This is a genomic window from Allorhodopirellula heiligendammensis, from assembly GCF_007860105.1.
Classification (GTDB): Bacteria; Planctomycetota; Planctomycetia; order Pirellulales; family Pirellulaceae; genus Rhodopirellula; species Rhodopirellula heiligendammensis.
Genome location: NZ_SJPU01000001.1, coordinates 811,564 through 834,572, shown reverse-complemented (window position 1 = coordinate 834,572; position 23,009 = coordinate 811,564). Strand labels below are relative to the sequence as shown.

The following is a 23,009-nucleotide window of genomic DNA, read 5'->3' as shown; positions in this document are numbered from 1 at the left end:
TTAATTGAAGTGAGACTGACACAGACCGGAGTGGATAGGTTCACATGCAGGATCAATCCACCGCTGCCGCGGTGACCGCGCCGACAATGTCTGCGTCAAAATAGTTTATGGACATCCCTGCATCGACCACCAAAGACTGGGCTGCGATGCCGCTCGACCGAGACGATAAGAGAAAAGCCGCCGTGGCAGCGACTTCCCCGGTCTGCACCGCGCGGCCTCGTGGGATGACCTTTTCCGCAAAGAGATAGGAATCGACGTATCCTGGAATCCCCGCCGATGCGCTCGTCTTAAGTAGTCCCGCCGAGACACTGTTGAAACGCATTTCACTGAACCGGCTGAATGACTTGGTCAGAAACGCGAGTGACGATTCCAGAGCGGCTTTGATCGGCGCCATGTATCCGTAACTCTCGCTCGCCATCCGCGTGGTGCTAATTCCGATCGTGACCACAGATGCATCGCGTGTGAAACAATCCTTCAAGGCATGGCACACGGCCGTCAGCGAGAACGCCGAGATATCGATCGCCTGTAGGAACTGTGTTCGTGTGGTTTCGTGGAATGGACGCATGCCGTCGGAGTAATCAGCGAAAGCGATCGCGTGGACGAATCCTGCGAGCACCACGTTCTCGTCAGCAAGCGTGATTGCGAGAGCGTCGATTTGGGACTGGTCTTCAACGTCGCACACGATCACTCGCCGCCCGGATAACAGTTTTGCGGTGCTATCACGTCGCGATTCACTGCGAACGGTATAGATCACTTCGCCACCGGCCTGTTCAATCAAACTCGCGATCGCCCACGCTACGCTCTTGCGATTGGCCACGCCCATGACCAAATATTTCTTCCCGGCAAACCCCAGAAAATCAAAACCTGCTGGCGTTGGTTTGATATCGCTCACGAAGCGTCCCCTCCGCTACCTTCCTCTGTATCGCGAGGGTTCGTGATGCTGCAGGCGAAGTCCAATCGCATCGTTGTTTTTCCATTAAGCAGCATTTTACCTGTCAAGAAATACGCATTGGAAAGTCGCTCCTTCAGCGTCACATGGATATCAACAGTGTCTCCAGGGCGAACCATATTTTTGAACTTCACGCTGTCCATCCGTGTGGCAACCGGCACAAACTCACCGACGTCGGGTGTTTGCTCACTCAGTAGAATCGCCCCCGCCTGCAGACAACATTCGCATTGGATGACCCCCGGCACGAGAGGGTACCCGGGGAAATGTCCCTGGACAAAGAAGTCATCCGAGGCAAACGTCTTTCGCGCGTGGATCGCAGTCTCGCTGATCTCGACGATCTCATCGAGCAGCAACATCGGGGCCCGATGCGGTATCTTTTGCTCTATTTCCGCTGTTCCCATCGGGACACTCGACGAGGTGTGGGAGGCGGGATCAGGCGGTAGCGGAGCGGCAGACATGGAATCGACAGCATGCGGAACAGAAACAAATAGACAGCATATCAGACGCCAAAAGCAGGGTTGTCGTCAAGCAGGTTGACGCAGTCCACCGAATCGTTCACCTCCGTCGCGAGATATCCCGCCAAACGAGATTCACCCCACACGACCGGCCATGATGTCTCTACTTTTTTTGCAGCGTCATCAGGTATTCGACCAAGTCAACGAGTTGATCTGCCGTCATCAATCGCTGCAGATCCTGCGGCATCATCGATTTCGATTTCTTCTCGAACAACTCCACTTCTTCCCGGTCTACGGTGCGATCAATTCCCTCATTGGTTCGGAGAGTAATCTCAGCATCTGTCTGACTGATCAGCAGCCCCGTAATCGCGGTGCCGTCCTCGGTGAGCAGCACATAGGTTTCAAAATTGTGACTGATCGCGGCGCTCGGATCAAGAATTGCCACCAGCATCGCTTCGCGGGAGAGTTTGCTACCGATCTCAGAGAGATCTGGACCAACAACTTTGCCCTCACCGTGGATTTGGTGGCATTGACTGCAGGTCCCTTGCTGTCGAAACACTCCAGCCCCCGCCCGCGCATCGCCTCTTCGTCTGCCAAGCTCGGCGAGAGGAGGCAGCGGCTCGCTGTCGGCGGTTTCAGGAAGCGTCAAATACTTGCGTGCCTCGGTTGCGATCGAGTCGTCATCCGACGACAGCAGCAAATTAGCTGCCGCGAATTCTAAATCATCAGCAAGCGCTTTTGTTTTCACCAGCTCAAGCATTTGAGACTGTCCCTTGACGTGACCACTCAAGGCCGCAATGGCAGCGATCCGGCGATCGGCAGCAATCGAATCCGACGTCACGATTGATAGCAGCAATTCGGCTGCCTTCATGCCACCACTTCGACCGATCAAACTGATCGCAGCAAGCGCTTCCTCTGCATCTTCCGCTTGAGTCAATTCGACCAGCTCGCCCTGCTGATCCATCGCAAACAATAGCTCAGCAGCCCTCACGCCCGAGGTCTGCTCGGCATGCTCGACACCGAACGCCGCCAACTCGGGAGCGATCTCCACAGGCTTGAAACGCTCAATCAGATCAAATGATTGCGCCGTTCCTGGTCGAGCGTGCAGGTATCGAAGCACCGCCGCTTTGGCCGGTGGCGAGGAATCCAACTGGAAGCTTTTCAAACGCAGAACCGCCTCAACAACGAGTTTGTCTTTGGGCTCAAGTGGTGCTGCGTCGTCCGCATCGACGAATCCACCGGTCAGAGCGGCAGCGAGAAATAGCAGTGTGAATCGCACGGTCATGGATCAAATCGGGATATGGAAGGGAACTTTGCATCACACAGATGCCAGGCGTGGACGGGGGCGATGTAAATCGCCCCCAAGCCACGCCAGCAAGAGAGTCAACGCGGTGGAGATCGGCAGGCGACGTCATAGCCCCAACAGAGCTTGGAGGGCAGCATCTTTGGCAGCTCCCTCATGGAAATCAAACGCTCGCATGAAGTGATCGTGTTGTTCCGCAGGGGTCGCGGGGTCCTGCAGGATTTTGACGAGCAAGCCGGGGGCCTTTGCAGCGCGACTGCGCCACACAATCTCACGTCCAGCGGGCGTATTCCAGCCGTCTCCAGCGGCAGCTAGCCAGGCGTCAAAAAATGCATCGGCGTGCCCATTGCCAGCGCCGATACCAAGGGCCTCGAGATACCAGCGGTCCTGACCGTCGTACTGCATAGCCAACGTCGCCCATATCGTCGCCGCTTGCGGGGATTCGCTATCCCGCAACGCAATCGCGAGCTCACGCCGCACCGCAGAAGATGGATCCTTCTCGACCATCGCAGCGTACCTGTCAACCTGCATGCCCAACTGGCGTGCCAAGCGAATTCCGACGATGCGAATGTTCTGATCCTTATCCGCGATCGCCTCGCTCACCGTCTGGAAGCCGCGGCCCTCGATCTTCCCGAGCAACCACAAGGCGCGAGCGCGATAGATGGGGTTCTCAGAAGCAGCGAGTTTCTCCAATTCCGCTGCAGCGTCAGGCCCCATTGCATGCAATGACTGCCACGCCAGAGCACGTGTAGCATAATTGGGGCTCTTGAGCGCCTCGACGGATCCACCGGCAGATGCAAAGTCAAATTTTGGGACAGTGTATTGCACACTACCGCGGCGCGGGGTGATCCGAAACAATCGCCCGCGATCGACGTCACCCATGCCATGGCCGCCCACACCGGGGTCATACCAATCCGCAATGATAAGCGAACCATCCGGTGCCACCTTCACGTCGGAGGGACGGAACCACTTGTCGTGAGTGCCTGTCAGGATATCACGTATCTTGGCGGTGTAGCCCGCCCCCTCACTCGCCACCAGGTAGGCCCGACAAACGTTCGGACCCGCGTCGCAGTGGATCAGGTCGCCACGAAACATCGGGAACAGATCTCCTTCGTAAACTGTGATCCCCGTAGGCGATCCCGCCCCCGTGTTCAGCAGGTTGGGCACAACCCCGGGATCGTTACTGTGCCAATGCCGCTTGGCGATTTCGTCACTCATGCCCGTCCGGGGCGATTGCCAGCCCGCACCGGTCAGTTCGTCCTTGTAACCGTAGTTGCCGAACTCCATCACGTAGTTAATTCGACACCCGCGATTCCCGTCGTCATCGTTGTCTGATTGCCAAATATTTCCGTACGAGTCGACCGTGACCATCCAATTATTACGAAAATTCCATGCTAGCGTTTCGAAATCGCTACCATCGAGATTGCAGCGAAACACCATGCCCTCTTGGTAAGGTTGGCGCCGGTTTTCAACGACATTGCCGGCCTGATCGACAATCGGATTGCCTTGGGCGTCTTTAATCTGACGCCCCTCATTGCCAAAATTGAAATACAGTTTTCCATCGGGACCAAAGGTGAACGCATGAATGCCGTGATCATGCTGGGTGCCGGAAATGCCTCGGAACAACACCTGTTTCTCGTCCGGCCGATCGTCTCCGTCGGTGTCGGTAAAGACCTGCACCTGATCACCGGCCGAAACGATGACGTGGCGTCCCAGGACGCAGATCCCATGCGGTGAATTAATATCGTTTCCCTGGTAGAAAACTTTTTCCTGGTCGCACAGCCCGTCTCCGTCGGAATCCTCCAGGATCAAAATGCGATCACCCTCCACGCGTTCACCATTGTGGCTGCGATAATTCACAACTTCGCAGACCCAGACCCTGCCGCGATGATCGATGTCGATGTTGGAAGGACTGCGGAGCTGTGGTTCGGCAGCGAACAAACTCGCCGTCATCCCCAGACCGACCTCCAAACCTGCCAATGCATCGGCGGGTTGATGCGATCCGGACTCCGCCATCCCCGGCAACGCCGGTGGTGCGGCGGTGTACACAAGAAATTGCACACTTGCTTCGTCACCGCAATTTCCTTGGTCGGTGCCGCCGTTGTCCAATCCAGCACGTGCTCGGAACCGGTCGAAGCCGGGAGGAAGGTCGTAGGCGATGACCGAATTTGCGTGGGTGCCAATCCCGTAGGCAACCTCCTCGCCATCGATGCGGAGTGGCGTGCCCCCAGCACTTTGATTGACCCGCACGGATCCAAAGCCAGCCACCGCTGATTTCCACTTCAGTTCCGTCAGTCGCATTTCGCCTTGGGGACCGACTAAACGTGGCATCGCCCAGTCCGCCCAATCACACGAGTACCCATTGCCTCCGTCATTGACGACGAGGTACAGCTGCGTCGCATCCCCCAGGGCAACATCGATCTCAACAGCGTGACCGCTGGTTTGATTGGTGACCGGATCGCTCTGGAAGATCGGTTTGGTTGGCTGGCTGTTCGATCGCGCGGCCGATCGTTTGATTTGCGGTCCGGTTTTTTTGGCAGCCGACTCAGTCGCTACTTTTTTTTTTGCGGCTTGGGCTCGTCTTGATTGGCTTCAAGTTCCGCCTCGGTGGGATCCGGTGTGCTCACACCACCTTCGGGAACTTCACCGTGAGCGGTCCACACGATTGCATTGAGCATGACTTTGCGAAAGTTCTCGTCGGCCCAATTCCAATGGAAGTGACCGCCGGTGAACCCGAATCCACGCCCTCCGCCATCACGCTCTGCGGCCCATGCCATATGCTGGATCTCGCCATCAGCAACCGCCTTACGAACGGCTGGATTTCCGCTGTGAGGGCCGTCAGGTCGCCGCATTGTGGCTTCCGGTGGGTGAGCGGACAAAATGGGAGTAACCCCTTCCATGTTGTCTCGAAACCGCATGTGAAAGTACCACTCGTCATTGATCTCGAACGGTTTCACACCACGGCTAACCGGATGTTCAGGGAAACTCTCAAACTTAGCTTCCCAATGAGGATTAACGGACCAATCGGTTTCGAAATAACCGCCAATCCAATCGACAAAGGCATCGCCGGTTTTTCCTTTTGGGGTCTCGACGCCATAGTGAATACAAACCAGTCCGATCCCGTCTTTCATCAGACGGTCACATTCCTCAACATGTGCGTTGAGCAGGTGACGCTCGCCACCGTCGCAGTAGACGACGATGCAGTCGGCATCCTTCAGCGATGCCTCTCCATCCTTCGGCCATCCATCCTTCAGCACGGTTATTTCGTAGTTGGGCTCTGCCTCCTGCAGGGCTTCGGCGAGCAGTCGGCAGCCCGCATAGTGTTCATGAGCGCCGTAACCGTGTGACGGGCGTCCAGCGAGGAACACGATCTTTTTGGACGCGTCGGCACTGTCAACATTGGCGTCCGCAGCGTTTGCCGAGCCAACCGTCGCAAGGCTAGCTGGGAGCAAGAGTAGCAAGTAGAAAACACGGAAAAATCGCATGTATCGACGCCCTGTCAAATTGAATGAAAGTACACGGCGGCAAGCCAAGGTCTGCCGGGCTGGCAACTCGGACCGCTCGCGTGGGGGTGGGGAAGGGGGGAGAGAATGCGGATTATAACTCATGCTCCGCCCGCGTTGGTACACAGCCTCCGAATTTCTTCGCCACGTTCACGCCTGCAGCTTCGCATTGATTCGCATCCGGTGGCGCTGCTATCGTCTCAAAATGGCATCTTGATTGCACATCGCAACGAACCAGACTAGGGAGACTCACCCTTGGACTCCTGTTCCGTACGCCTCCACGCTGGCCCCTCCACATGAAATCTTCTATTTTTGCGAGCAACCAAGGCCCGAGCAGATTGTCAGCTTGGCGTGTCTTCGCCGTCCCGATCGGACTCTCGTTGATTTTCGCGGCGCAACCCCTACGAGGCTCAGACGACGAAGCGAGCCTAAATGAGGCAACGGGAAACATGCCATCATCTGCCGACACAACCGATCTGGGTCGTGACGATGCGAGGACGCGTCTCAACGCTGAGGCAATCGATGAGGCGGCAGCGATGCCAGTCGATCATATTGGCCCGGGCAAGCAACCACCAGATTCACTGCAGCCACTGATTGAGTTTGCACGGAAGGCCAAAATCCGATTCGAGAATGAAATTGATGCGTACACCTGCCTGCTGGTCAAACGAGAAACGCTTGAGGATGGCCTCGAGCCCGCACAGTACATCCTGGTGAAAATCCGGGAGCGGCGTGCTGAGGGTGACCGCCTGCTCCAGCCCCAAAGTCTGTATGCGAAGTTTTTAAAACCGCACGACGTAGCCGGCCGCGAAGTCCTCTACGTAGAGAACCAACGAGATGGTGACCTCTTGGTGCGCCGCGGTGGTACTCGATTGCCCAATCTGACGCTGGAGCTCAACCCTGAGGGACGATTAGCTAAGAGCAAAAGCAACTATTCAATTCTGCAAACTGGAATCCGCCCCATGCTCGAGCAAATTCTCGATCGCATGGAGTCGCAAATCGATCCAGCCAATATCAAGATCCGATATTTCGCAGATGCCAAGGTCGATGGACGGCCCTGTCAACACATCGAAGTCAGACAAATCGAACACACCCCAGACGCGATGTTTCAGGTCGCGAAAGTGTACATCGACAATGAACTCGAACTGCCAGTGTACTTCTCCTCCTATGCGTGGTCGGACACGCCTGACGGCGAGCCCATTTTACAAGAACAGTACGCCATCACCAAGATTGACCTGAAAGCCAAATTGACCGACCTGGACTTTGATCGGACGAACCCGGCGTACCAATTCCGCCCTGAGGACGAGGACCAGCACACCGGCGAAGATGGCGAATTACCCACCGCCGACGTGGACAACTGAGCCACCAAAGGCAGCGACCATTTGGGCACCGTACGAATCAGCATGCGTTGCAGCACATGCACGAGGTCGCCGCGGACTCGGCTATCTGGCGTGCTCATCGGGGAGATTGGAAAAGCCTGTGCCTCGGCGCCACAGCAGCACGCCCTCGAAAATCATCCAAATCTGCAAGCTCAGGATCACCAATCCGAACACGACCAAGACCCAGTCACGCGCTGGCCACCAGTTTTCGATTAGGTCGAAGGTCATCGCCCACGCAGGCATCAGCAACATCGCGAACATCGGTATAGCCACCAGTGCCACGCTGCGATTGCGGCGTGCCAAGTAAAATACAGCTACCATCAACGCCAATCCCGCCAACAATTGATTGGTGGCGCCAAAGAGCGGCCACAAGATCAATCCGCCCGTCCCCGGTGCGTCGCCAGCAAAAATGGCGATCAGCATGGCAACCCCAACGCCGATCGCGGTTGCCACATATTTGTTCGTCCCCGGTGCGAAACCAACGGACTCCGATAGCTCGCTGATCACGTAGCGTTGCAGGCGGGTCGCGGTATCGAGCGTCGTGGCGGCGAAGCAGGCCACCATGACCGACATGATCGCCACACCCATCTTCAGCGGAACCCCTATCGATGACAAAAAATTGGCACTCCCATCAATGAAGGCTGCCAGGTTTTTTGCCAATCCCTGCTTTCTCCAACCGCCTGTATCGGCCTGCGTGGCGTCACCAGCCGCTCCCGGTTGGGACGCCAGATCGGGGGCAGTCCGGCCAGTTTGGTAGTAAGATCGCCACGCCGCCGACCCCTCTTCTCCCGCCAGGGCGGTGGATTCTGTGGCTAAGTCCGGCTCGACTCGGCTGACCACAGTTTGACCATCAACCGACGATCGCTCCAGACGGCCCATTCCCACACCCGCGCAGCAAGCCAGAATCACGAGCACGGCCAACATCCCTTCGCCGAGCATCGATCCATAGCCGATCAATTGTGCATCCGATGCGCACTGCAACTGCTTGCTGGTCGTTCCGCTGCTGACCAAACAGTGAAAGCCACTGCAGGCTCCGCAAGCAATCGTGATGAACAGAAACGGGAGCATCGGCGGTGCATCACTTGGGATATTGGACGCGATCGCTGGTGCCGACCGAATCAAGTCGGCTTGCCCCACCCACGACGCCACCGCCAAACCAACCACCAACAATACCAGCGCGACAAGCAACTGGAGTGAATTGATAAAATCACGCGGTTGTAGTAGCAGCCAGACCGGCAACACCGAAGCAACAAACGCGTAGCCCAGCAGCAACGCCGTCCATACCACGACGGGCGTAACATAGAAACTATCGGCAGGCAGGACATTGGCGAGATCAATCGGCAGGTGATACGCACCGAGATAGACCGTCAGGTACAGCACGACTAACCCTGCCAGACATGGCAGAATCAAGTTTCCGCCCCGGCGAATCACCCGCCATCCAATCAACACCGCGACCGGCATCGCGGTCCAGACACTGAGCACCGATTCCGGATAGAGTTTGAAGATATTAGCAATCACCAGTCCAAACACTGCCAAAACGATGGACAGGGCCATCATCAAAATGATGAGAAATAGGAACTTGGCACGCCGGGAAATCAGATGGCCGGCTGCTTGCCCGATCGACTCGCCGCGATTGCGAATCGAGATCACGAGGGCGGCAAGATCGTGCACGCCCCCGACCAAAATCGATCCAAACACCACCCATAATAGTGCTGGCAACCAACCCCAGAAAACGGCGAGAGCCGGGCCGACAATCGGTCCCGTACCCGCGATACTCGTAAAGTGATGCCCAAACACGACGCTCCGATCGGTCGGTACGAAATCAACGTCGTCACGCTGTGTCACGCTCGGCATGGCCTCATCGTCACGTAGGTCGAACAACCGTCTCGCTAAGTATCTGCCATAGGTGTGATAGGCGATCAGAAAGCCGATCATGGATGCGGCGGCAACGAAAAGAGTGCTCATAAACAGGTGCCGAGATGGCCAGTGGGGACGACGTTGATGCAAAGAGTCGCCCCATCATAACCACCTTTACGGATTCAGTGAGCCCGCAGGCCGGTCTGTACTGAACCGGAGCACCGCTGCTGGGCAGTGAGCTTTTGAGTTGGAAACAACTACGGGTTTCGGCAGCACTGACTCCATCGCCCAACGTCGAAACTCCTGACGACGACTGCTGTTTACAGAGCCCGTCAACTCTCCCCATCCGGACAATCCACCAAACAGACCGCGGCTCCCTCCTTACCACTTTTATTGGGACCATCCGACGAAAACGCGGGTCGGAGGCGCGCTAGGTGTAACTCGATTGTCGCCGACCAAGAGGACAGCGGTGGACTCGTCGTCGGCAACCTCCACACTCCCCAAATTTTCAACCTCTCCGACCTGACGTAGGCACTGCGGAGAACCGGCCACCCAGGAAGTTTTCGAGCGCAAGTACAATCGGCGTTCATTACCGGGTAGACTGACGATGTCGTCCGCCATCAAAGTGACGGTCAATCCACCATCCCCGAAGCAGGATGGGTGGGGCGAGCCAATTTAAAGAAACAAACATGAAACGTCGTTTATTCCTCGGCGCGGTCGGTGCCGTACTGACTCCGCTCCAGCGGATCTTCGCAACTACCGTCGAACCTCAGTTCAAGGTCACTCTGCCCGAAGCTCACAAGGGGACGCTGGAAATCGACACGCGTCTGCTCGACAGCTACGGCGGGCCCGCAGCGAACCTGCGGCGGTTTTATCTGGATGTCCGTCAGATCTTTGCGAACAACGAACAGGCTAACTTTACGGACCCCAAGATCGTCGCCGCTGCACAGCGCAACGGTGTCTTACTGATGGGCGGGCCCCTGTTGGGAGATTTGCGAGATGATGGTGTTACCATTTGGATGAGACCCGCCACCGAGTCAGAGATGTCGATCACCGTGGCAGGAAAATCGTTCCCGATCAAACCACGACGTCCTGGTGAGACCGTTCGCATCCGAGTCGATCAACTGCAGCCAAACACACCGTACCACTACGCGGTAGAGTCAGAGGGACGCACCATCGCCTCAGGACGTTTTGTAACAGCTCCAGCGACCAACGATTCAGGTTCCTTTCGCCTTGCCTTTGGATCATGCTGTCACAAGATCGGCGTGCATAATCCGAATTTGTTTCGTGCGATCGTCAACCGCCAGCCCCACGCGATGTTACTGCTCGGAGATATTGCGGTCGATGATCGTAACAACCAAGTCGCTATGCATCGGGCCGACTACCAACTACGTGATGTGTCCAAGCCATGGAATGATCTCGTCTCGCACGTTCCCGTCTACACTGCCTGGGACGATCACGATTATTTTGACAATGACCTCAGTGGCATTCCGCGAAAGTTCAGCTCTCAAGACCGTGACAATGTCCGCGAAGTTTGGCGTGAGAACTGGAATAATCCAGCGGCAGACGCGAATCGAGAGGGTATCTATTTCAGTACGCAGATTGGGCCCGTCGAAGTGATCATGTTGGACACTCGCTCGTGTCGAGATCGCCAGCAGCGAGGGCAACATGGTTCGTATCTTGGCCAGCAGCAGATGGACTGGCTCAAGCAAACGCTGAAAAACTCAACGGCAAAGTTCAAAGTCATTAGCAGTGGAACGATGTGGAGCGACTATGTCAGTAATGGAAAGGATTCTTGGGGCACGTGGGACACTGCTGCCCGTGAGGAAATATTCAGTTTGATCGAGGAAGAGTCGATTGGTGGCGTTCTGCTGGTCAGTGGTGATCGACATGGCGCCCGTGGGTTCCGCATCCCGAGGCCTTCGACTTTCACGTTCTATGAATTTGAACCCGCGACGTTAGGCGGGGTCTCTGGACCTCCAGGATTGGTCAAGAACTGTCCTGAGCAACTGTTTGGTTACAGTGGTAGTGACGACCAGGGCAATAGCTTCGTAGCGTTCGGCGAATTCACCTTTGATGTCTCCGACGATGAATCCGCCGTCACGTTTCGCTTGATCACGCCACAGGGTGACATTCTCGAAGAGATCGACCTCAGCCTCTCGGAGTTGACACCAGCCTCCCCGGACTCGGTGTAGGTTTGAGCAACAGAAACAAGCAGTCGCTCGAATGCGTCTCGCACCCATACCCCGCCTCTGATGCTCGGTGGGGGCTACGATGCCGTGGGTGCTATCAAGATTCTCGATTGGAAAAAACTCTCAACGGCTGCGACAGACATAAAGTAGTACGCGTACAGCTCGGAGGTCTCTTCGACGAGGCGTTTGGCATCCTGCAGCGTAAGACTTTGCTCAAATGTCTCCCAAAAATGAGCACTGTCCAAGAGTTGGCAGAGAGAGGCCAACAGAATGCCCGCGGTCACAAAGATGCCAAACCATCGATAACCGATGCATTCAGATATTTCGTTGACGAATCTCATGCGTCCGCGATATAGCAGAAATCCAGCCAGAAGAGCCAAGGGAACGCCCGCGACGTACTTGTATGCATCGTCAAAGAGTGCTGCTTCGAAAAATGTATCGCACTCCTTCGCGGTCGCGTACGCCGTGACACAGGCAATGAGACCGTAGATGGTCGAACCGGATCTCGAGGTACAGAAAGCGCAGGCAGAAAGGCCACTCGCGAACGCCAAAAACGCAACTTGCACCCACTCCAGCACACCGTTCTCGCTCGCGAGCGCAGCGACTCCCAGAGAATTCAAATTCCAGACAATGATTTGCCCCATCACAATTGCAAACAGGCCATAGATAAGGAACCGCAGCAAGACGTAGACTGGGGACTCTCGCGTCAATGTATGATCGGACATCACAGCTCCAGCGAACAGGCGAAAGGAAATACCTGACTGGAACCGGCACCACCGTGGTCGGTGAAATAAGGACACCGTCAAGGCAGGGGCTGTCAATCACCAAAAGGGCTGTGACTTTCAGGACGAATAGCCGGCAGTCTATCCGAATTGCGATGTTACCTTGATTCTATTTCGGCAGATCACTTGAAATGTAGAAAATATATGCTGAGGAGATTATTGCCGAAGAGATACTGTTCGAATCTGAATAGCGATACACGGTGCATTTCGGACTCTGGCAGAACATCGTCAATCGACAGCTCCGTCGCTCGACTCCCACGGAAACCGGCAGCACACCGCGCTGATAGATTGACACTTCATCATAGACTACGATCAGGGCTATTTCCGGTCCATCGAGCGAGTGAGGACTAGCGACGGACCACCTTCTGACAATCCGAGACGCTTCCATGAGTACATCGCAGCATTGCATCCCACAACCACTTTTGCTTGCGGCGATACTACTCTCCGCGTTGGGACTGGGCTCATCGAAGCGGCTCACGGCAGGTGAAGGGGTGGAGTCGAAGATTGATTTCCGCCAGCAGATCCAGCCTGTCTTGGCAACGCATTGCTACGCCTGTCACGGCCCCGACGAGAGCACTCGCGAGGCCGATCTGCGCCTCGATGACGAGTCATCAGCTAAGGACTATGCAATCGTGGCTGGCGATGCCAGCAATAGCGAATTGGTTTCTCGGATTTTCACCGAAGATGCCAATCTGATTATGCCGCCTCCCGAGGCCCGTCATCCTCTGTCCAATGATGACAAACAGTTGCTCAAACGTTGGATCGAGGAAGGTGCCACATGGCAAAAACACTGGGCGTTCGAGCCCATCGCGTCCACCGAGAGTTCCGAGTCGTCGCCAGCAACGATCGATCGATATATCGCACAGCAGTTTGACCGCCACGGTCTATCACCCTCGCCTCTTGCTGACAAAGCCACGTTGCTACGTCGCGTGCATCTCGATCTCGTCGGCATTCCACCAACTCCGCAACAACTAGCAACGTTCGTCCACGATTCTCGCCCAGACGCGTTTGAGCATGTCGTCGACGAGCTACTGGCCTCACCTCACTATGGCGAACAGATGGCCGTCGAGTGGCTCGATGTAGCAAGGTATGCGGACACCAACGGATATCAAAACGATTTCGTGCGCAACATGTGGCCCTGGCGTGACTGGGTGATCCAGGCTTTCAATCAGAATCTGCCTTACGATGAGTTCATTGTCTTCCAAGTCGCGGGCGATATGTTGCCCGATCCGACTGATGAGCAATTGATCGCGAGCGGATTCAATCGAAACAACCCGTCGGTTACCGAAGGCGGCACGATCGATGAAGAATGGCGAATCGAAAACTGCATTGATCGCGTGGAAACAACCTCGGCAGCATTTTTGGGTCTGACGATGGGTTGCGCCCGCTGTCATGACCACAAATACGACCCGGTGTCGCAACAGGAATTTTATCAGTTTTTTGCGTTCTTCAATAACGTCGATGAACAGGGCGTTTACAACGAAAAACGCGGCAACGCGGGACCTCAACTGCATGTGCCCACAACGGACGAGACCGCTCGGTTGTTAGAAATTGCAGCCCAGATCGCCGACTTACGGCAGCGACTCGATTCCCAATCGAACGATGTCAACCGCGCAAGCACCGTCATGGAGCGATGGCGAGAGTTGCTATCAGCGCGTGATTCGACCACGCTCCCTCAGCCCGTCTACGTATCGAACGGGTTTGAAGGTAGCGAACTGCCCGAGGGCGACTCACCCGCCGGGCCGAGTTATGAATTCCCTGGACGAAACAACGCGGCGAGCACCCACCCAACACCGTCGTTCACGTTCGAGCGAGACTCACCGTTCTCATGGTCGGCATGGGTTCAAGGAGATGCCCGCGGCGCCATTTTCGGACACATGGACGAGAGCGATGGATTCCGAGGCGTCGACGGACTGATCCTAGCAGATGGTCGACTGAAAGTTCATTTGATTCATCATTGGTCGGACAACGCGATCGCGGTGATCTCCAAACGTCCATTTCAGGCTGGTCAATGGACCTCAGTGAGTGTGACCTACGATGGTGGGAGCCAAGCCAGTGGCGTGCGAGTTTATTTCAATGGCGAGCCAGTCGAACTTGAAATGAATGCAGATTCATTGACGCAGTCTGTGGCGACCGAAGTCCCGTTTAAACTGGGACAACGCTCGCACTCGGAGTTTCTCACAGGCGCGCTGGCGGATTTTCGGTTGTACGACCGCGCATTGTCCCAACAGGATATCAACGCTCTGCTTCATCACGCCGTCATCTCCCACTACGGTCAGCTCGCCACCACCGGCAACGAGGCTGCTGCGATGCAGGTTTGCAACCAGTATCTGCATGGCATCACCGACGATGGGACGACAGCCAAGCTGGCCGAACTGCAGACGCAGCACGAACGACTGTCGGCAAATACGCAGACAACGATGATCATGCGGGAGCGCGCGGGGCCCTACCGCGAAACGTTTCTGCTGCAACGTGGACAATACGACCAACCTGACACGAGCGTCGCGCTCATGCCGTCCATCCCCGCGGCACTTCCCCAGCTCCGTGCCGATCAACACCGCAATCGGTTGGGTTTGGCGAAGTGGATGATTGACTCCCGTAACCCACTCGTTGCACGAGTCGTCGTGAATCGTGCGTGGTTAAAATTCTTCGGGCGGGGTTTAGTCGAGACTGTCGGCAATTTTGGTTTGCAGGGCACACCCCCGTCGCACCCCCAATTGCTCGACTGGCTTGCCGACGATTTCCGAACTCACAACTGGGATCTGAAACGACTGCATAAAATGATTGTCATGACCGCGACCTATCAGCGTGCCTCTGATCTGACGGAGGAGTCGCTCGCTCGCGATCCCGCCAACCAATATTTCGCTCGCGGACCGAGATACCGGATGTCCGCAGAACAGATTCGTGATGCTTCTTTGAACGCCGCAGGGTTACTGGTCGAGCGGGTCGGGGGGCCATCGGTGTTTCCTTACCAGCCCGCAGGTTTGTGGGAGGAATTAGCCGGTGGCGCGAACAACGGTCCCTACGTGCCATCGCAAGGTGACGATCTGTATCGCCGCAGTTTGTATACGTATCGAAAACGGACCGTTGCTCATCCGACTTTGGCTACGTTTGATGCACCGACCTGGGAAATCTGCCAACTCCAGCGTCCCCGCACCAACACACCGCTGCAATCGTTGGCCTTACTCAATGACGTGACCTATGTGGAAGCAGCACGCAAATTGGCCGAACGGATGCTGATCGAGCCTACCCAATCTTCAGGAACCGAAACCTCACTTCGCGACTCAATTCGCCACGGCTTTTTGGTCGTGACTCTGCGCCAACCCAGCGCGAGCGAGCTGGATGTCTTGTGGCAGGGTTATCAGGTCTACAGCCATTACTATGCTGAGCATGTTGATGACGCCAACGAATTATTGACAACTGGTCAGTCGCGGGTAGATCCGTCATTGCCGCCGGACCGAATGGCGGCCATGACGTCGGTGGCAGCGATCCTATTGAACTTAGACGAAGCCGTCACGAAGGAATGAATAACATGATCGAGAACCGAAGACTATTTCTGAAATCGTCGGGCCTCAGTTTGGGGTCCATCGCTGCGGCGGCGATGAACGCCCGAGCCGAACCGAGCCCAGCGACGGTGCAAGGACGTATCTCGAGCTCAGCTCTGGCCGGTTTCCCACATCATCCGGCCACGGCCAAGCGGGTGATCTATCTGTTCCAATCAGGAGCTCCGTCGCAGTTCGAGTCCTTTGACTATAAGCCCGGGCTCAGCCAACTCGCCAAGACCGAGTTGCCAGATGAGATTCGCAATGGCCAGCGGCTGACTGGAATGACCGCCGGACAGTCGAGTTTCCCGATCGCTCCATCGATCTTCAAGTTTCAACAGCGAGGTCAGGCGGGCACGTGGGTGAGCGATCTGTTGCCCCATATCGGCGCAGTCGCCGATAAATATTGCGTGATCCGCTCGATGCACACCGAAGCGATTAACCACGACCCAGCGATCACTTTCTTTCAAACAGGCTCGCAGCTCTCCGGTCGCCCCAGCATGGGATCATGGGTCGCATACGGGCTAGGATCGATCAACGAGGACCTACCCACCTTCGTCGTCATGGTCTCACGGGGAACCGGTCGGGCAGCTGGCCAACCGCTCTACGACCGCCTGTGGGGCAACGGCGTCCTACCGGGAAAAACGCAGGGTGTGAAACTTCGTGGTGGCGCCGATCCAATTCTATATCTGGCCAATCCCGCAGGCTGCCCACCTCAAATCCGACGGCGAATTTTAGACGATCTGAAATCGCTGAATCAGGAAACGTTCGCACGCACGATGGCCCCAGACGTCCAGACCCGAATCGAGCAATACGAACTGGCGTTTCGTATGCAGTCATCTGTACCCGAGTTAATGGATTTCAGCGACGAACCCCAATCGGTGCTCGATAGCTACGGTCCGGATGTGTCCAAACCCGGCACCTATGCGAGAAACTGTTTGCTGGCCCGTCGCCTCGCCGAGCGGGACGTGCGATTTATCCAGCTCTTTCACATGGGCTGGGATCAGCATGACCACTTGCCCGATCACATGGGCAAACAGTGCCGTGATACCGACCAGCCTACGGCGGCACTGATCAATGATCTGGATCAGCGTGGACTCCTCGACGACACGCTCGTGGTGTGGGGTGGTGAATTTGGACGGACGGTTTACTGTCAAGGCAAACTGACCGAGACCAATTACGGTCGCGACCATCATCCGCGGTGTTTCTCCGTGTTTCTGGCCGGGGGCGGCATCAAACCAGGCACGGTTTACGGGGAAACCGACGAGTTTGGTTACAACATCGTTGCTAACCCGGTCCATGTGAACGATTTACACGCCACGATTCTGCACACGCTTGGCATCGACCATCGCAGGCTGACGATACCCTTTCAAGGTCTCGATTTAAAACTAACCGGCGTCGAAGAACGTCACGCCGTGACAGATATCTTGACCTGACGGATGAGCCGCCAGACTCGCCTAGATCGCAACACGCCCCAGATAGCGCGGCAGCGCCGCGCTGATGAGCCGTTGGGGGGTTACCCTGATTTTGACGAATAAGTATCGAGAACCATGGCGTTGTCCAACAACTGCAAAGACATATCGACCGCGCAGCACGGCAACGCGTCTGTCCCTGTCGAACTCTTGAAGCCTCATCGAACAATTCATTCGGGTCCACGTTTTTACCCCTCTCAATTTCGCGCCCGCGAATTTCCCAACATCGAGATCCGCCAGGCGGCCCCCAGCTCAAAACGCTGAAACACCAAACTCGAATCCAACGCTCTGCGTTCACCGACCATGAAGAACATCATGCAAATTCCATTAAGAACTCAGTGAAATAAAAACAGTCTTGCAGCCCTTCACCCAAACCGCCAAAACAACCCGTTTCACGACACCTTGCGTTTATCATGACAGGGTGTCGCCTATAAACATATTGGGCGACTCAGATGAATGACCAAGGCACATTTCGATTCTTTCCGACGCCCGTCGTCTGGCTGGGCGTCACTATGTGGCTCACACTCACAACTGCCGCGAGCTGGGCGGAAATCGTCGCGAACAACTACGAACTCCCCGTGATTGTCTTTGGCGTTGCAATCACTGCGTTTGCGATGGCTTGCGTCACTGCCTGGGCATCATTATTGACGGCTCTCGCCGTCAATTGGCTCGTAAACGATCGACGTTCGATGTTTCGCAAGCCGTTGCTTGAATGCTCTGCGTTCTTTGGATTCATTACCGCACTCGCGGTCTGGTCGGTCTTCTATGTGGATTCCTAACGTTTTCGCGATTCGCCGTCGCATAACATGGTTATTACGCTGAGACCTTCGGTACACCTTCCGAGTTTGGCGACGCGGGCTGGCCTTGTTACAATCTCTCGTCGTTCAGACATCGCTCGTTTCGCTCAGGGCGGTATCGCAAATACCTTCCGTTGGGTCACGCAGTCTCATCAAGATGGACGACTTTATCGCAACGCTCAGCATGGAACACTGCACGTCCGCGGCGGTGTTGGACGCAGCAACGTTTCGCAACGTCAACCAGCGGTTGCTTGAGCGCTTCTTCCCCAACGTCAAAAGCGCGACCGGTAGGTGGGTGTACAGCAACTACCGCTGGCACGGATACACGTTCGGCCACGAGATTGCACTGGCTGGCGACGCCGCCTTTGAGTGCTACCGCGAACAGACGGTTGTCCCATTCTATATCTATCACGAATGTCACGACGCAATGCTCGATTGCGCGGCAGCGACATGGCCAGATATCCGCTCGTTTGCCGACGACATTTACGTTTGCCCCCACGACATGACGTGGCTATTCACCACCACTCACGAAATGTCGATTGGTCTTGGTCCTTTCTTCGCCGCACCCGGTGCTTAGCGTCACACAACCTGGCTTTTACGCTAGGCCTTCAACACACCTTTCTTGGTTGGTCACGCGGGCTGGCATTGGTAGAATCTCTCGTAGTTCAGGCATCGTTCGCTTCGTTCAGGTCGGTGTCGTAAAAAGCTTCCGTTGTACGCCGCAGGTTAATCGTTGGCCAACCTCATTATCGAAAACTCGCCGACGATCCAATGGTACTCCGATCTGTTTCCATTCTTCTCGTTGATCGAATCAACGATCCGATCTCACTACTGGCTATGGACGGACGTTGACGTCACATCGGAGCTGCCTGTGCCACCCAACGACCACGACCGCTACTTGATCGATGGCGACGTTCTTTTTGATTTCACGCTCAAACGTCCGCAATTCGTTTGGTCTGTCCTGTCTGCATTGCCCGCTGATACCAACTGTGATCCAGCGGCCCTCGAATCCGCACCCTACGCCGACGGCAATTCCGAACTTTGGCGTGGTTCACCTCGGCCACAATTACCGGATGCGCATTTTGAGATCGTTTGCTGGGACTCATCCGCCACCTTGTTGATTGGTGCGTCTGGCAACGTCGCTGATGCATTTCTCATGGCGTATCCTGACGCGCGTTACCTCGATGTTGACAATCAATCGCGAGGTTAGCGGCGGGCAACATGGTTTTGCCGCAAAGCTGCACGTTCTACGTTGGAAAATCTTTTCTCAATACGTCCAATGCTTCAGTCACGTCCACTGGCAATTCAACCCCGCGGAAACCTATTTGGCTGGCGAGGTGTTCCTCCGTTGGTACAACTTATTCGTGTGCCACGATTTCCGCTTCGATCACCACTGGCGTCGACAAAACCTGCTGTTGGGCGTCTCAGACCGTCAGAAACACGATGGCGGTCGTTCGATTGAGCCACGCATTGTTTCAACCACGAAATACACGAAGGACACGAAATAGACCACCGCTGACTTTTCGTGTGGTTCGTGTCTTTCGTGGTTCAAGATTCCCATCAATTTCACGACCGCTTACACATCTCTGACACCGAACCGTTCTAAGCCACGTCGATAGAGATATGCAACCTGCTTGTACGCCTTAAGCAGGGGCGGCCAAGTCGTTACGCCACGCATTGAATCAACCACGAAATACACGAAGGACACGAAATAGACCACCGCTGACTTTTCGTGTGGTTCGTGTCTTTCGTGGTTCAAGATTCGCTTTGAGTGCACGGGCGCGTTGCACATCTCTGACACCGAACCGTTCTAAGCCACGTCGATAGAGATATACAACATGGTTGTACACCTTAAGCAGGGGCAGCCGCGCCGTTGTGCCGTGCATTGAATCAACCACGAAATGCACGAAGGACACGAAATAGACGGCCCCAAACTTTTCGTGTCGTTCGTGTATTTCGTGGTCCAAGATTCGCTTTGATGGCACGGGCCGCTTGAACATCTCTGACACCGAACCGTTCTAAGCCACGTCGATAGAGATATGCAACATGGTTGTACACCTTCAGGAGTGGCGGCCGCGCCGTTGTGCCGTGCATTGAATCAACCACGAAATACACGAACGACACGAAATAGACCACCGCTGACTTTCGTGTGGTTCGTGTATTTCGTGGTCCAAGATTCGCGTCAATTACACGACCGCTCGCACATCTTTGACACTGAACCGTTCTGAGCTACGTCGATAGAGCAACCGCGGGACAGCAATCTACCGCGACCGAAAGATCTCGCTGGTGAGGACCTCGGTCACCATCGTATGGAGTCCATCGCCATCCGCTCTGACAACCTCCACGATGCGATCGATCTCGTACTGATCACGTCGTTCCATGTGTCGTCCCGTCGCGTACGTCAACAATTTTTCGATCAAGTTGCGAACAAAGTGATCACGGCGACTCTCGACAAGCACTTCCTTGAAGCCCGCAAAGTCGCTGTAGGTTTCTCCCGACGGCAGCGTTCCCGACGGGTCTACTCGAGCTGCTACGCTTTTGTTCTTCGGCTTAGGGTACTTCGTTCTCCAGCGTCCGATGGGGTCAAATGTCTCAAGTGCAAATCCCAGTGGATCGATATTTCGATGGCACACACTGCAAGTTTTGTCCTCGCGGTGTTTCTCTAGCTTTTCTCGGATCGTCTTGGCGCCGCTAACGTCGCTGTCGATCGAGGGAACCTCATCAGGCGGTGGGGGAGGTATGATTCCAAGGATGTTTTCGAGCACCCATACACCCCGCGTCACTGGCGATGTATCAACTCCGTTGGCGCTGACGGTTAGCACTCCCGCCATTCCGAGCAAACCGCCTCGTTGCTCGTTTCCAGCGACGCTGACCCGTTGAAATCCATCTCCCAAACGCAAACTGTCCTGCTCCGGCAATTGATAGAGTTTAGCCAACTTTTTGTCCACGAAGGTGTAGTCGGCGTTGATGAAATTCGTAACCGATCCGTTTTCGTCCAGCAGATTCCGAAAGAAGCGCCGAGCCTCCTCCTTCATCGATTCAGGCAAGTTCTCGGCATAGTACTCCGGCGCCGCCTTGCGAGGTGGCGGCAGACTGCCGATGTCTCGTAGGTTCAGCCAGCTATCGAGAAATCCGTTGATGAATTCATTCGATCGCTCGTCCGCAAGCAAACGACTAATTTGTTTTCTTAATTCGTCCGCTTCTGTCAAGCATTCGGATCTTGCCGCTTCAAACAGGATCTCGTCCGGTGGCGCCGCCCAAATCGCGTAGGAGAGCCGTGACGCTAGATCGAAGGGGCGTAGGTCGCTCTCGTCTTCGGGAGTAATCTCGCTCAGATACAGAAACGAGGGGGAGCAAAGAATCATTTTCAACGCGTCCAATGCAGCTTGGCGCGGTGTGGCGTGTTCGGACAAGCGTGTCTGATAGATAGCCTCGATCCGCGCCCGATCACGGTCGTTGAGGGGTCGACGGAAGGCTCGCTCGCCAAAGGCAAATAGTTGTTCAAGAGCACGATCTGGCTGAAAACCATCGATGCCGAATACGGTGACGTCTTCTTTCCCGCCGTCAGCTTCCTTCAGCGGTCCTCGGACTTTGATTTCACCGATCTTGATGTGCGGCAGCGCCCCTTCGCGAAGCAATGACGTGCGGCTCACGCCGACCTTGGGATTCTTGAACTCGTCTTGGTATCTCTTGTTGGTCTCGATCACCGACGCCCGCGACTCATAAGGACCGTTGGGGAAGATAAACCGAGGTGTTTGCCCCGCCTCCAGCCAAACGCGAAACGTCAGCCATTCGGGCTGCTCATCGGGCACGACGGTACACCCCAGGATGGGCTCAATTGCCTGCGGGTAATGGATATGCCCCTTGGTCGCGTCACCAGGGACCACGGCGAGTTGGAAGGGCTCGGAGAAATCGATACGGAAGATTTTGGGGTCATAGTGCGTGTCGCGGTGCATCGCCTGGGCAAGAACTTCGATATCATAAAGCCCAGAGACAGGGACCCCCTCCAAGAAATCCTCAATATGGCCATAACCGCCTTGCCGCGTGTCCGTATTGGGCTGTTCATACAAACAGAGAAATTTAAACTTAAAGACGCTTCGGTGCGCCCCTGTCAGCTCTTCGTACTGTTGAAAGTTATCAGTAAAATGCCATGATTTTGGTTCCAGGTTCGGCTTACCCAGGCGCGTCTCGACAAGACGTGAGGCGGCTTGGAAGTATTGGTCCAACAAGAAGCCTGACGTGACCAGCGACTCCCCGATGGTGTCCATGTGATGGCTGGTGTTGTCTTTGGGGAAATCCGCGGTTAACCCCAAAGTATCGACGCGACGACCGAATAGTGTCGCCAGCGTGTTTTCGTACTCACGATTGGAAAGTCGCCGCATCACTGTGCGTCCACCGCCCCCCGGCGCCTTGTCGTCGGCTTGGGAGACTAGATTTCTCAGCGCGGTAACGAACGACACACGCTCGTCATCCGTGGGCTGATCGGATTCCTCCGGCGGCATCACTTGCAGTGTCACTTGGTCGATCATTTCATCGGCCGTTATCAGCTGTTGCTCTGAAACAAGCGGCAATGAGAACGATTCGAATTCGCGTTCACCTTCAGCGGTATCCGCGTCATGGCACTCCAAGCAGTACTTTTCAACGAAACCTGAAATTACGGGCTGAAGATCGGGTTCGGTGTCCGCGGCGACGGCGAAAGGGCTGACTGAACAACAGATGCCAAGCACGAGCGCACCGCGCCGGGCTGTCGACAGAAATAAGCTAATCACGTGCGTGGCCAT

The 23,009-nt window shown here is 55.6% G+C and carries 16 protein-coding genes; 8 read left to right on the top strand and 8 right to left on the bottom strand.

Annotation, left to right across the window (positions count from 1 at the left end; translation table 11 throughout):
• Window positions 1-52: 52 nt before the first annotated feature.
• From Poly21_RS03170 to Poly21_RS03150, 5 genes are all read right to left on the bottom strand, one after another.
• A complete protein-coding gene (locus Poly21_RS03170; protein WP_146406823.1) occupies window positions 53-823 on the bottom strand; it encodes an enoyl-ACP reductase FabI in 771 nt (256 codons plus the stop codon).
• A 65-nt stretch (window positions 824-888) separates the two neighbouring features.
• A complete protein-coding gene (locus Poly21_RS03165; protein WP_436967470.1) occupies window positions 889-1,407 on the bottom strand; it encodes a 3-hydroxyacyl-ACP dehydratase FabZ family protein in 519 nt (172 codons plus the stop codon).
• A gap of 160 nt (window positions 1,408-1,567) precedes the next feature.
• Window positions 1,568-2,689 (bottom strand): c-type cytochrome, encoded by a 1,122-nt coding sequence (locus Poly21_RS03160; protein WP_146405546.1) that lies wholly within the window; start codon window positions 2,687-2,689, stop codon window positions 1,568-1,570.
• A gap of 126 nt (window positions 2,690-2,815) precedes the next feature.
• A complete protein-coding gene (locus tag Poly21_RS03155; protein ID WP_146406821.1) occupies window positions 2,816-5,038 on the bottom strand; it encodes a PVC-type heme-binding CxxCH protein in 2,223 nt (740 codons plus the stop codon).
• A 221-nt stretch (window positions 5,039-5,259) separates the two neighbouring features.
• Window positions 5,260-6,192, bottom strand: coding sequence for a ThuA domain-containing protein (locus Poly21_RS03150; protein ID WP_146405545.1), 933 nt, complete (start codon window positions 6,190-6,192; stop codon window positions 5,260-5,262).
• A 314-nt stretch (window positions 6,193-6,506) separates the two neighbouring features.
• Between Poly21_RS03150 and Poly21_RS03145 the strand changes: the two genes are divergently transcribed.
• Window positions 6,507-7,568, top strand: a complete 1,062-nt coding sequence (locus Poly21_RS03145) for a DUF1571 domain-containing protein (protein WP_146405544.1) — start codon at window positions 6,507-6,509, stop codon at window positions 7,566-7,568.
• Between the two features lie 81 nt (window positions 7,569-7,649).
• Here the strand turns inward: Poly21_RS03145 and Poly21_RS03140 are convergent, their stop codons facing one another.
• Window positions 7,650-9,551 (bottom strand): carbon starvation CstA family protein, encoded by a 1,902-nt coding sequence (locus tag Poly21_RS03140; protein ID WP_146405543.1) that lies wholly within the window; start codon window positions 9,549-9,551, stop codon window positions 7,650-7,652.
• Window positions 9,552-10,132: 581 nt separating this feature from the next.
• Here Poly21_RS03140 and Poly21_RS03135 point away from each other — a divergent pair.
• Window positions 10,133-11,638, top strand: a complete 1,506-nt coding sequence (locus Poly21_RS03135) for an alkaline phosphatase D family protein (RefSeq protein WP_302117364.1) — start codon at window positions 10,133-10,135, stop codon at window positions 11,636-11,638.
• 74 nt (window positions 11,639-11,712) lie between these two features.
• On the opposite strand, the gene Poly21_RS03130 is transcribed toward Poly21_RS03135, so the two are convergent.
• Window positions 11,713-12,360, bottom strand: a complete 648-nt coding sequence (locus Poly21_RS03130) for a hypothetical protein (protein ID WP_146405542.1) — start codon at window positions 12,358-12,360, stop codon at window positions 11,713-11,715.
• Between the two features lie 443 nt (window positions 12,361-12,803).
• Here Poly21_RS03130 and Poly21_RS03125 point away from each other — a divergent pair, with 443 nt between their 5' ends.
• The 6 genes from Poly21_RS03125 (at window position 12,804) to Poly21_RS03095 (ending at window position 19,736) form a co-directional block, all read left to right on the top strand.
• The gene (locus Poly21_RS03125) at window positions 12,804-15,944 is read left to right on the top strand and encodes a DUF1553 domain-containing protein (protein ID WP_146405541.1); all 3,141 of its coding nucleotides are present in this window, start codon (window positions 12,804-12,806) and stop codon (window positions 15,942-15,944) included.
• A complete protein-coding gene (locus Poly21_RS03120) occupies window positions 15,941-17,395 on the top strand; it encodes a DUF1501 domain-containing protein (RefSeq protein WP_146405540.1) in 1,455 nt (484 codons plus the stop codon). Before Poly21_RS03125 ends, Poly21_RS03120 begins: the two co-directional genes overlap by 4 nt.
• A 488-nt stretch (window positions 17,396-17,883) precedes the next feature.
• Window positions 17,884-18,210, top strand: coding sequence for a hypothetical protein (locus Poly21_RS03115; protein WP_146405539.1), 327 nt, complete (start codon window positions 17,884-17,886; stop codon window positions 18,208-18,210).
• Window positions 18,211-18,385: 175 nt separating this feature from the next.
• The gene (locus tag Poly21_RS03110) at window positions 18,386-18,805 is read left to right on the top strand and encodes a DUF4275 family protein (protein ID WP_146405538.1); all 420 of its coding nucleotides are present in this window, start codon (window positions 18,386-18,388) and stop codon (window positions 18,803-18,805) included.
• A 156-nt stretch (window positions 18,806-18,961) separates the two neighbouring features.
• Entirely contained in the window at window positions 18,962-19,438 is a 477-nt protein-coding gene (locus Poly21_RS03100) for a hypothetical protein (protein WP_146405536.1), read from the top strand.
• Entirely contained in the window at window positions 19,413-19,736 is a 324-nt protein-coding gene (locus Poly21_RS03095) for a hypothetical protein (protein ID WP_146405535.1), read from the top strand. The genes Poly21_RS03100 and Poly21_RS03095 overlap by 26 nt, the downstream gene beginning before the upstream one ends.
• Before the next feature lie 753 nt (window positions 19,737-20,489).
• Here the strand turns inward: Poly21_RS03095 and Poly21_RS03090 are convergent.
• Complete coding sequence (locus Poly21_RS03090; protein ID WP_302117362.1) at window positions 20,490-22,997, bottom strand: DUF1592 domain-containing protein; 2,508 nt, start codon at window positions 22,995-22,997, stop codon at window positions 20,490-20,492.
• Between the last annotated feature and the right edge of the window lie 12 nt (window positions 22,998-23,009).